An 11,777-nucleotide genomic window follows, 5' to 3' on the forward strand; every position below is an offset into this window, starting at 1 on the left:
CGGGGGTGTTGTCGCCCGCTGATGCGGCGCGTCTGGCGGTGGTGCGGGGGCGGTTGATGCAGGGCCTTCCCGAGGGGGGCGGGATGCTCGCGGTCAACATCACCGAGGCGGAGGCCGCCGCCGCCCTCGACGGTGTCACCGGCGTCGTGGTCGCCGCCGTCAACGGCCCCGACTCCCTGGTGCTGTCGGGCGACGGTACGGAGATCGACCGGCAGGCGCGGCAGTGGGGCGAGCGCGGCGTACGGACCTCCCGACTGCAGGTCAGCCATGCCTTCCACTCCCCGTTGATGGAGCCGATGCTCAAGGAGTTCGGCGCGCTGCTGGAGGAACTCGACTTCCACGAGGCGACCTCGGCGATCGTGCCCACGGGCGACTCCGTCCACCCCGTCCACACCCCGGAGTACTGGGCGGACCACGCCAGGTATGCCGTGCGCTTCCACGACGCGGTGACCCGCCTCCCCGCCGGGGACGTCGTGATCGAGATCGGGCCCGGCGCGGTCCTCACCCCGCTCCTCGCACAGCGCCGCGACGTCACGGCCAGCTGCCATCGCACCCGCCCCGAGACGCGGACCGTCCTCGAAGCGCTCGGACACGTCCACGCCCGCGGTGTCACCCCCGACTGGGCCGGTGTCCTCGGCGACGGCCGGCCCGTGCCGCTGCCCACCTACGCCTTCCGGCACGAGCACTACTGGCTGGCTTCGCAGGCGGCGCCGGAGCAGGTCCAGGGCTCCGCCGTGGACCAGGCGTTCTGGGACGCGGTGGAGAAGGAGGACATGGGCGGCCTGGCCGGAACGCTGGGCGCGCCCGCCGAGCTGGAACCGGCGCTGCCGGCCCTGGCGCGCTGGCACCGGGACCGCAGACACCGGCAGCGGATGGACTCCTGGCGCTACCGGGTGGTCTTCAAGCCCGCCGACCGCGCCCCGGTGGCACAGGTGCCGGGCTCCTGGCTGGTGGTGCTCCCGCCCGGCGGCGGCGACCCGGCCGTCGCACGGGCGGTGACCCGCCTGCCCGCCGACGCGGTCACCGTCGAACTGGGCGCGGGAAACGACCGGCGGGCCACGGCCGGACTGCTGGCCGAGGCGGCCGAGACCACCCCGCTCCTGTCCGGCGTCCTCAGCCTCGTCCAGACCCCCGAGGAGCTGCTGGTGCTGGTCCAGGCGCTCGGCGACGCCGAGGTGGGAGCGCGGTTGTGGTGCCTGACCCGCCGGGCGGTGGCCACCGTGGACGGCGAGGAGCCGGACCCGGCAGGCGCCGCGCTGTGGGGCGTCGGTCTCGTCGCCGGCCTCGAACACCCCGAGCGCTGGGGCGGTCTGATCGACCTGCCCGAGACCCTCGACGAGCGGGCGGTCGGCCGGCTCGGCGGTGTCCTGGCGGCCGACGACGACGAGGACCAGCTCGCGGTCCGTGCGGCCGGCGTACTGAGCCGGCGCCTCGTGCCCGCCCCCGCCGCAGCGGAGCCCGGCCGGTCCTGGCGGCCCGACGGCCCCGTCCTGATCACCGGTGGGACCGGGGCGATCGGTGCCCACGTCGCCCGCTGGCTGACCTCCCTGGGCCCCTGTTCCCTGGTGCTGGTCTCGCGGCGCGGCATCGAGGCGCCCGGTGCCGAGCGGCTGCGGGAGGAACTGCGGGAACGGGGCGCGCGGGTGCGGATCGAGGCCGCCGACGTCACCGACCGCGCAGGGATGGCGGAGCTGACGGCCAGGATCGCCGCCGAGGAGGGGCCGGTGCGCGCCGTGTTCCATGCGGCGGGCCTCGGCCAGAGCACCCCGATCGACGCGATGACCCTGGAGGAGTTCCGCGCGGTGTGCGCCGCCAAGACGAGCGGCGCCCAGGTCCTGGACGAGCTGTTCGACGGCGTCGGCGATCTCGGCGCGTTCGTTCTGTTCTCGTCGGCCTCCGCGATCTGGGGCAGTGGCCACTACGCTTCCTACGCGGCGGGCAACTCCTACCTGGACGCTCTGGCCGAACGCCGACGGGCCCGCGGACTTGCCGCTACCTCGGTGGCGTGGGGCGTGTGGGCGCAGTCCGGCATCCTCGGCCCGCAGGGCGAGGAGCAGCTGCGCCGCCGCGGCCTGGTGCCGATGGCGCCCGCGGACTGCGTCGCCGCCCTCGCCCAGATCCTGGACCGGGACGAGACCCGGGTCACGGTGGCCGACGTCGACTGGGAGCCTTTCCTGACCGGGTACACCGCCGCGCGCCCGCGTCCCCTGATCGAGGACCTGCCGGCGGCCCGCGCGCTGCGGACCGAGCGGACCGCCACGTCGGCCCCCGCCCGGGGCGACATCCGCCGCCGGCTGGCGGGGATGTCCGCGGACGGCCGGCGGGCCGCGCTGACCGACTTGGTCCGTGCCACGGTCGCCGAGGTCCTCGGTCACGCCGACGCCTCGTCCATCGACGTCGAGCGGCCCTTCGTGGAGCTGGGCTTCGACTCGCTGTCGGCCGTGGAGGTGCGCAACAAGCTCAACGTCGCCACGGGTCTGGCCCTGCCGACGATGCTGGTGTTCGATCACCCGACGGTGGACGCGGTCTGCGAGTTCCTGCGCAACGCGCTCGCCGAGGGCACCCGTACGGCCGGTCCGGCACAGGACGGGGCACCTGTGGAGCCGGCGGAGTCGTTCGCGGCGATCTACCGTCGGATCGCGCTGCGCGGTAGGACCGCGGAGGTCGAGTCGCTGCTGGGCGGTGCGGCGGCGTTGCGCACCCGCTTCACCGACGCCGGCGAGGTCATCGGCGGGCCCGGCTTCGTCCGGCTGGCCACCGGTGACCAGGGACCGGCGATCATCTGCTTCCCTCCGTTCGCTCCCGTGGAGCAGTCGCTGCAGTTCGCCCGGCTGGCCACGTACTTCCGTGACCGGCGCGACCTGTCGATGATCACTGTGCCGGGCTTCCTGCCCGACGAGCCGATCGCCGAGAGCCGTGAGGTACTGGTCGACGCGCTGGTGCGGGCGACGCTGCGCTGCGCCGACGGCAAATCGTTCGTGCTGCTCGGCTACTCCTCCAGCGGCTGGCTCGCCCACTCGGTCGCGACCCGGCTCCAGCAGGACGGAACCCCGGCGGGCGGCGTCGTCCTGCTCGACACCTATCTGCCCGACGGCATGTCGGTGGGGCTGCGGCAGGCGATGACGTACGAGGTCAACGAGCGGCGGTTCAGGTTCACGACGATGAACTTCACCACGCTGACCGCCCTCGGCGCGTACCGCAAGATGTTCCGCGGCTGGGAGCCGGAACCGCTGGACGTACCGACCCTGTTCGTCCGCCCCGAGGAGTGCATCCCGGGAGACCCCTCGGCCCCGCCGGTCGGGGACGACTGGCCGGCGCGCTGGCCGCTCCCGCACGATGACGTGACCGTGCCGGGCGACCACTGCAGCATCGTCGCCGAGTACGCCGAGTCCGTCGCCACCGAGGTGCACAACTGGCTCGCACAGCGCTGACCCGCGATCGACGCCCGAGAGAACCCAGGAGAACGACCATGACCGCACACACCCCCGATGAGATCGAGCGGCTCGTCCGCGCGTTCCTGGCCGCCGAGGCCGACGGTGAATCCGAGCCGGAGCGCGACGAGGACCTCTTCCAGTCCGGTCGCATGGACTCGCTGGTCGCGCTGCATCTGGTGACCTGGACCGAGAGCACCTTCGGCTTCGAGGTCGACGTGGACGAGCTGAACCTGGCCAGCTTCGTCACCGTCGCGAAGATCACCGACTTCGTCGCGGACAAGCTGGGCGAGACGCAGTCCGTCTGACCCCGGACAGCGCGACGAACGGTGCGGCCGGAACCCTTCCGGGGTTCCGGCCGCACCGTTCGTCGCGACGGCTGTCCCTCCACCCGTCCGGACTACCGCTGTGGTCCTACGAGGTCGGCTCCTGCTGCTTCGGGGCAACGGCCTCCGCGGCAGCCGGGGCACTGGCGGCCTCCGATGTGCCCACGGGAGTCGCCGCGGACGGCTCGGGGACCGTCGTGGCGGCCCTCGGGCGCATCCACCTTCCGCTCACCAAGTTGATCACCGCAGTGCGCAGCAGCCACGACGTCAGTTCGGTGAGGGCGAACGGCGCCACGACGGACTCCAGGCGCGCGGCCGGGACGAACTTCCGGCCGTCCAGCAGAAAGGAGGCCACCTCGATCAGCGGGTGGTGCGTCAGGTAACGGCAGTACGGGATCCGGCCCGTCCGGAGGAACAGCCGCGAACGCAGCACCGAGAACCGGCCCTTGCCGCCCGTTGCCCCGTTCGCCGCGGCGGTGGCGATCACCAGCGCCGTCGGAACGATCAGCGGTGGGCCCCGGGCGAACAGACCCGGCAGCACGAAGGCGAGCGCTCCCACGAGCAGCAGCTCCACCGCGTGACCGAGCCGCAGACCGACCCAGAACCGGACCGGGCCCGGTCGACCGTGCCCGACCGGGCTCCAAGCACCATGTGAACACCGAAGCGCACGGCATCCCGCCGGCCGTGTCCCTGACCGGCGGCAACCGTAACGACGTCACCCACCTCATGCCCCTGCTGCAGGCCGTTCCCTCGGTGCGGGGCCGGCGCGGTCGGCCCCGTCGGCGGCCGGAGAAGCTCCATGCCGACCGGGGCTACGACCACGACAAGTACCGCAAGCAGGCCCGGGCCCTCGGGGTCACTCCGGTCATCGCCCACCGCGGCTCCGGGCACGGCTCCGGGCTGGGAGCTCACCGGTGGGTCGTCGAGCAAAGTTGCACACTGCTGCACCGGTTCCGCCGGCTCCGCATCCGTTGGGAGATCCGCGACGACATCCACGAGGCGTTCCTCAGCCTGGCCTGCGGCATCATCTGCCGGCGACGACTGAGGAACCTCGTACTTTGGAGTTGTGAAACACCCCACCGTGGTCGTGCGGCGCGCGCCGGCAGGACCGCCGTAAGCATGGGGCGAGGTCATGGGGTGCGGCGGACCTCGGCCGTGGAGGGACACCTTTCAGGAACGACCGGCTCTGCCGACCCGCACGAAGCACAGCCCGTCAGGGCCCGGGGCGCGAAGGCGGCCCGGGCCCCGGCCGGACCGGGGCATGGTGATGTCGTCCCCGCTCCGGGAGGGTGTCGTCCTCGGGCACGGCTCTGTCGTGTGGCCGCACGCAGGTGACGGGCTCGGGCAGCCGGCAGCCTGTTCGTCCGCCGCCCCGGACGGACCGAGGAGCAGAGCGGACCGGGGCGGTGTCAGGTTGCCGTGCCCGGCACTCGGACACACGCGGCAGGTGATCCCGCAGCGGCGGACCGCACGGCAGGATGCCGTATGCACCGGATCCGCAGGTTGGCTTCACAGCGTGGTGGCCGGCCTGCCGGACTGCTGCGGGAACGGCTCGGCCACGTCGGCGGGCGGACGCTTCTGACGCCGTGGTCGGCCGTCAGACCGTCCGGATCGCGATTGGCGGGGTCATGAGGCGACAGATAGGTTTCCCAATTCGGAACGACCGCGTATGCCGAGTTTTCGGTAGATGTGTGTGAGGTGTTGCTCCACGGTGCTGATCGTTATGTAGAGAGCTTCCGCGATCTCCCTGTTGGTGTAGCCCTGTACTGCCAGTTCGGCGACCTTCCTCTCGGCCGTGGAGAGGTCTGGGCATTCGGCGTGTTGCAGAAGGGGCTCCGGTGAGACCCTGTTCGGCGGTACGGCCGTGGTGATGTCCGTCAGTGCCCAGAGGGCACCACGGCGTTGGGCGATCTTCTCTGCCCGGCCCCATGTTCTGCGGCCGTAGGCCAGCTGTCCGGTCTGTTGGTACGTGTGTGACAGGGCGCCGAGAGCGCGGACCAGTTCAAGGGAGTCACCGCTTCGATCCAGCACCGTGACCGCTTCGCGCAGAGCGGCCGCTCTGCGCGACGGGGAGGAGGCCATGGCCAGCAGGCGCAGCGCCGTACCGCGGGAGCGTGACGACGCGTCCGGGTACAGCGAGAGATGCTGTTCCGCCAGACGGCGTGCCTCCTTGTGCTCCCCGATCGACAGCAGGGTCTGGGACATGTCCAGACGCCACGGGATCAGGCCGGGCAGTTCCATGTCCCATGATCCGAGGATGTCCCGGCAGCTGCGGAAGTCGGCGAGCGCGGCCTGCAGACTGCCGGTCGCCAGATGATGCCGCCCGCGCGCTCGTAGATAGACGAGTCCGTAGGGGCTGCGCGTGAAGGGGAACGGCATCGGCTGCAGCAACTCGTCGGACACTTCCTCGTGCCGGCCCTGCTCGGTCATCGCCATCAGCAGTACGCCCCGGGGCAGCCCTGTCAGTGCTTCTGATTGCTGTGCGCCGAGCAGTTCGAGTGCCCGCTCCGCGGAATCCACCGCCTCGGTGAGATCGCCCTGCCACCAGGAGACGACTGCTTGTGCGGCATGCAGCGTCGACCGCCACTGCGGCGGGATGTTCTCGCCCTCGGACTCCACGGTGAGCTTCGTGAGCCAGAGCTTGGCAGAACCCTGGAGTTCGGCCGCCAGCAGGGAGAAGAGCGCCACTTGCACCGCTTCCAGGTTCGAGCGGCTGGGCCGGCACTGCTGCAGTATCTCCTCCGCTCGCAACTGCAGGGCTTCTCGCCGTTCGGCCGTGAGAAGCCTGGGCAGCTCCTGGGCACTGCTCAGCCAGGGGTACTGACCCGCGAACATCTCGGGGGGCAGCTCATGGTCGGTGCGGGGAAGGGCACGTGTCGTCCCGGGGAAGAGATGAGCGAGCCACGCATCGCTGATGGCAATTTCGATCCGGGCGTCGAGTTCCTTGTGCGGGGCGCCGAGGGACAGATGGAGTATCTCGTCGGCGTCGTCAACCCTTCCCATCCAGGCGAGTCGTCGTGCCAGGCGTGCCGTCCACCGGTCGGGCAGGCAGCCTTTGCGCGCGCTGTCCAGCAGGGACCTGAGCTGACGCGAGTCCATGGCCGGTGTCGACCACCAACCGACCTCCGTGAGCCCGGCGTTGACCTCCAGTCGTGTCATGTCGTCGGCGCACCAGCGCGAGGCGCGCTGCAGGAACGAAACGGCGTCCTGGTACCGGTCGGACTGGATGGCTTGATCGGCGGCTTCACGAAGAACGGCCACTGCCCAGGGTTGCGGGGCAGATCCGTTCGCGAGAAGCTGCCGGGCGACTTCCTCGGCGGGCGCGCCGTCGTCGTAGAGCACTTCGGCCGCACGCGACTGCAGACGGGACAGACTTGCGCTGTCCATGGACTTGAGCAGGACATCGCGGATGTGCTGGTGCAGCGTCAGCTCGCTGGACAGTACACCGCTCGCCTTCAGCCCGTCGACTATGTGACGCAACCGCTGTGGCTCCGTGCCGACCATGCGGTCCAGCCGTTCCCAGTTGCACGAGGTACCGAGCACAGAGATCGCCTGTGCGGCTTCGACCAGCTGGGTGCAGGCCGGGGCGTGCAGCCACGAGAGCACGGCTTGGGTGAACGCCGAACCGAACATCGGTCCCCCGCTGGCGCCTGCACCCACCACGTCATCGAGGACGGCATGTGCGAGAGCGGGGTTCCCGCCTGTCACGGCAACCAGCTCGTCGATCAGGGACGGCACGGCCGACCGGACGCCCAGTCGACGCTGTACCAGGTCGGTCACTCCTGCCCGGGTCAATGGCTCTACGACGACTTTCCGTTTCCGCTTCCGCAGACGGAGGAGGGAGCTGGGGACCCAAGAATCCTGGTGAGAGGTTATGCGTCTGGAGCCGGACAAGACTATGTTGATCGGGGCTGTCTCTATCAAGAGAGCCAGCTCTCGGAGCAGCTTGTTCGAGTCCGAGTCGATCAGATGGGCGTCGTCCACCATAAGGAGAATCGGCTCTTCTGGACGCGCGAGGTCCGCCAGCCGGCGGGCAAGAGCGGCGACATCTCCCCTCTGGGTGTCACTGGTGAGGGCTGTCAACAGTTCCCGCACCGCGCTCACTACGTCGACCGAGGGGGAGCCGGTCTCCGTAGCCCTGCCCACGGACAGGATGCGGATGTTCCGCCCCCGGAGGAGTTCCGCCGATGCGGTCAGCAGTGCGGATTTGCCACATCCGGTCGGGCCGCTGATGACGATGAAATCGCCACTGTTCGCCGATCCGGTGTTGAGCCGGGCGGAGAGTTCGGCCAACTGCGCGCCACGTTCGACTAAATGCAACAGGGTCTCCTGTTCCTTTTTTGCGGCGTTCTGCCTGTCGTACGCTGGTAGGCAGGACAGCGGGCCCCCGTCTCGTGTGCAGTACTTCGCTGGCTGCCGCGATCCAATCGTTCCGATTTTATGGTACCGGCTGTGGAGGCACTGGGTGCAACTGTAAAGTTATGGTAATTTCTACATACTCGGGCATCCTGTCGGTATCGCGGGTCGTGTAGTGCGTCAATTGCGTCGCCACCCGCCGAAAATGGCTTGATCTTACATTGCTCCGACGATGCGGGGTGTGTCGTCGATGATCGCTCGGGAGAGGCGACCGTTTCCCTTTTACCCGTATGGAACAGGTTTTTTACCTGCTTGGCGCGGCAGGCATGCAAGGCTGGTCGGTGTGCGTGTGGCGCCGGCCGGCATCGACGGTGTCGGGAGTCCAGTCCGGCGCCGCGCTTCGCCCGTCGCCGGAAGCCGGACCGTGGAGGTGCAGGAAACCGAGTGGTGGGGGGCCGGTGCGCCGGGCGTACCGCGGCAGTGAAATCTTGCGGTGACCGCCGATGCCGCTCCTTGGGTAATTTTCAGGAATTTTGTCTGGCAGCTCCTGTGTGCCCGTTAGTCGTCATCGGGCAACCGTAATGATGGCACTCGAAAAGCGATGCATATTCGCTCGATCTCCAGCCGCATGACAGAGGTCGCTGCATGGGGTCGTGATTTACGTTCTATCCGGTCGATTTCAGGTCCGGCATGCGCTTTGATATTCAATCAAGTAATTGCACATCGCCTTTCGAGGCTTCGCGGATGTACATGCCGCAGAAACACCAGGTGGTTCTCGTGCTCTGTTCCGCTGCTGGCCTTCTGATGCATGGACGGCTTGGCGTCGGAAAGTGGCCGGATCACCCCGGATCACCCAGTTCAGCCAGGCCACGGCCGGGTCGGGGGATCCTGCGGTCATGCGCTGGTAGCGCGACCGCAGGACCTGGGCAGTGTCCGGGGTGCCGCCGATGAAGGTGTGCAGGGCGGGATCGGACAGCACCGCGGCCATCTCCTCGGCGTGCCCGACGTGCAGCGGCAGCAGGTCCAACCGAGGGGTGCCGATGGTCCGGGCCGTCATGATGCTCACGCCGCGACCGCCTCGGGGCGCTCGACGGGCTCGCCGTTCTTGAACACTGCGCCGGCGCGGACGAGGGCGACGAGGTGGGGCGCGTTCACCGCCCGCCACCGCTGCTGGGCGGACTCGACGAGCTTGAAGACCATCGCCAGGGCGGCGGTGCGGGAGTCGGCGCCGCGGGTGACCTTGGTCCGCAACCGGAACGTGGCGAACGTGGACTCGATCGGATTCGTACCAGGTACGAAATCTGTGGGTGCCGCTGTCTGCGTCCTGGTTACCGGGCTTCGGTCTGGTTGTACGGTGCGACCGTCAGGACAAGGGGTGCCCGGGGAATCGGCATGGGCAGGTCGATCTTGAACGATGGGCTGCGAGCCCGCCTTTGTAGACGGCCACCCCCGCGACTTGCCTGGCTGCGTCGTGAGCGCGATTCCGTAGGTGTCGTTTCGCCCAGCTGATCCCCGTACCAGGTTCGTGTCCGCACAGGAGATGGGTGATGGGGCGGTTCATCGGATTGGACATTCACCGCGATTTCGCGCAAGTCGCGGTGGTCGAGGACGGATGCGTCACAGATGGGGGCCGGGTGGGGTGCCGGCCAGAAGCACTGCGAGAGTTCGCTGCACAGCTGCGCCCGGACGACCACGTGGCGCTGGAGGCAACCGGAAACGCGAGCGCAGTGGCCGTGCTCCTCGAGCCGCATGTCGCGAGGGTGGTGATCTCCAACCCGGTCAAGACCCGGGCGATCGCCGAGGCGAAAGTGAAGACCGACCGGGTCGACGCGCGCATTCTCGCGCAACTGCTGGCCGCCGACTTCCTGCCGGGCACGTGGCTGCCGGACGAGCGCACCAGGATGCTGCGGCGCCTGTCGGCGCACCGGGCGCAGCTGGTGCGCGGCCGCATTCGGATCAAGAATCAGGTCCAGGCGGTGCTGCATCGCAATATGCTGCCACGTCCGCCGGTCAACGATCTGTTCGGCATCCGCGGGCGGGACTGGCTCCACCACCAGGCGCTGCCGGCCGACGAACGGGAGACGGTCACGGCGCTGCTGCGCCAGCTCGACTTCTACGGTGCGGAACTTGCCTCGGTGGAACGGCGCTTGGCCACCGAGGCGCTCGACGATCCGGTAGTGAGGCGATTGATGACCATTCCGGGCGTGGACGCGATGACCGCGATCACCGTGGTGGTCGCGGTCGGCGACTTCCACCGTTTCTCCAGCGCGGACAAACTCCTCTCCTACCTGGGCCTCAACCCAACAGTGCGCCAGTCCGGCGGACGGCCGCCCATCATGGGAGGATCACCAAGGCCGGTTGCGGCAAGGCACGCGGGATGCTGGTGCAGGCCGCATTTGCCGCACTGCGCTCTCCGGGGCCCCTGCGAGCCCTGCATCAAAGGATTAAGGCCAGGCGCGGAACGCAGACAGCCGTCGTCGCAGTCGCCTGGAAGATCGCCGTCATCTCCTGGCACCTGGTCGTCAAGGAACAGGACTACGCCTTCGCCCGCCCGAGCCTGGTCGCCTTCAAGCGGCGCAAGCTCGAACCGACCGCCGGCGCCGAACGCCGCATCGCCCGGCGCGGTCCGGGCTACGAATACAACGACAAAGAGCTACGCCGGCAGGAACGTGAGATCGCCGAACAGGCCGAGCGCGCCTACGCGGTGCTGGCCGCCCAGTGGCAGACCAAGCACCCAGCCGGCGCACCTCGTCTACCGCCTCCGCGAGAGCCCTCCACAGGCCCATCGCGCCGTCCCCGACGACCAGTTCGGGATCGCGCATGCCGCGACGGAGGCAGTCGCGCAACAGGTCGGCCCAGGACTCGGTGGACTCCCGCAGCCCCTCCGCGAGCGCGATCAGCTCCTTGGCGCCGTCCACCCGCACGCCTATCAGGACCAGCACGCAGGAGCGGGCCTGACCGAGGCGGACCTTGGGGCGCACGCCGTCGGCCCGCACCTGCGCCAGGCGCTCCTGCGACACCTCGGGTTCGATGAGCGCGTCGAGTCCGCCCTCGCGCCGCAGGGCCAGCCAGGTGTTGATGGCCGTCTGTGCCTCGGTGATGAAGAACGTGGCCAGTTCACCGTGCAGGGCAAACGGTCCGTAGCGGGGATGCTCTCGCTCGGTGAGTTCCTCGAGGTGCTCGTACACGTCGTTGTCCCAGCTGCCGGTGGTGATGCTGCCACCGAGGTATCCGTAGGTGCGCATCATGGCCGCTACAGCGTCGAGATCCCTCGGGTCGAGCTCCATGAATTCCCGCAGGTAGAAGTCCTCGGGCACGGAAACGGTGCGCGCGCAGGAAGGAGTCTGCGGGCCCCGGACGATCCACTCTCCGTCGGCCTGCGCCCCGGCGAGAGGCGTCAGCTCCGGTACCGGTACCGGAGTCCCCGGCCACAGCGTGGGACGAAAACGTGGGTCTACTCCGGAGTACTTCGGCATCTGCAGCGTGGAGACGTTCCTCTTCGATGCGGAAACCATCCACCCCGCCTCCGCGAAGGCGGTCGGAGCCGGCGCGCTGTTCGCGCTCGCACCGGGCCGGGGACTGCTGGCCCACCGTGAAGGCGGCGGAACCCTGCACACCTACGCGCAACTGAAGAAGCCCCAGAACTGGTTCACCGATTTCGACA

At 69.3% G+C, this 11,777-nt stretch carries 4 protein-coding genes and 6 pseudogenes; 5 read left to right on the top strand and 5 right to left on the bottom strand.

Annotated features, from left to right (window positions below; genetic code table 11):
* Positions 1-5: 5 nt before the first annotated feature.
* Both IE271_RS38985 and IE271_RS38990 read left to right on the top strand, forming a co-directional pair.
* Positions 6-3,431, top strand: a complete 3,426-nt coding sequence (locus IE271_RS38985) for an SDR family NAD(P)-dependent oxidoreductase (protein ID WP_268256277.1) — start codon at positions 6-8, stop codon at positions 3,429-3,431.
* A gap of 38 nt (positions 3,432-3,469) precedes the next feature.
* Positions 3,470-3,739, top strand: a complete 270-nt coding sequence (locus IE271_RS38990; protein WP_190195191.1) for an acyl carrier protein — start codon at positions 3,470-3,472, stop codon at positions 3,737-3,739.
* Between the two features lie 106 nt (positions 3,740-3,845).
* Here IE271_RS38990 and IE271_RS38995 read toward each other — a convergent pair whose 3' ends face one another.
* A complete protein-coding gene (locus IE271_RS38995; RefSeq protein WP_190195194.1) occupies positions 3,846-4,331 on the bottom strand; it encodes a hypothetical protein in 486 nt (161 codons plus the stop codon).
* 26 nt (positions 4,332-4,357) lie between these two features.
* Here IE271_RS38995 and IE271_RS43000 point away from each other — a divergent pair.
* Positions 4,358-4,807: pseudogene (locus IE271_RS43000) on the top strand (IS5 family transposase); the annotation flags it as partial.
* A gap of 576 nt (positions 4,808-5,383) precedes the next feature.
* Here IE271_RS43000 and IE271_RS39005 read toward each other — a convergent pair.
* From IE271_RS39005 to IE271_RS39015, 3 genes and pseudogenes are all read right to left on the bottom strand, one after another.
* A complete protein-coding gene (locus tag IE271_RS39005; protein ID WP_190195193.1) occupies positions 5,384-8,077 on the bottom strand; it encodes a helix-turn-helix transcriptional regulator in 2,694 nt (897 codons plus the stop codon).
* An 880-nt stretch (positions 8,078-8,957) separates the two neighbouring features.
* Positions 8,958-9,170 (bottom strand): annotated as a pseudogene (locus IE271_RS39010) (GNAT family N-acetyltransferase); the annotation flags it as partial.
* Positions 9,171-9,175: 5 nt separating this feature from the next.
* Positions 9,176-9,400, bottom strand: a pseudogene (locus IE271_RS39015) (IS256 family transposase); the annotation flags it as partial.
* A 278-nt stretch (positions 9,401-9,678) separates the two neighbouring features.
* Between IE271_RS39015 and IE271_RS39020 the strand changes: the two are divergent.
* A pseudogene (locus IE271_RS39020) lies at positions 9,679-10,850 on the top strand (IS110 family RNA-guided transposase); the annotation flags it as partial.
* Here the strand turns inward: IE271_RS39020 and IE271_RS44215 are convergent.
* Positions 10,840-11,100, bottom strand: a pseudogene (locus IE271_RS44215) (transposase); the annotation flags it as partial. The pseudogenes IE271_RS39020 and IE271_RS44215 sit on opposite strands and share 11 nt — an antisense overlap.
* A 466-nt stretch (positions 11,101-11,566) precedes the next feature.
* Here IE271_RS44215 and IE271_RS39030 point away from each other — a divergent pair.
* Positions 11,567-11,777: pseudogene (locus IE271_RS39030) on the top strand (FAD-dependent monooxygenase); the annotation flags it as partial.

The sequence above is a fragment of the Streptomyces minutiscleroticus genome (assembly GCF_014650875.1).
GTDB lineage: Bacteria > Actinomycetota > Actinomycetes > Streptomycetales > Streptomycetaceae > Streptomyces > Streptomyces minutiscleroticus.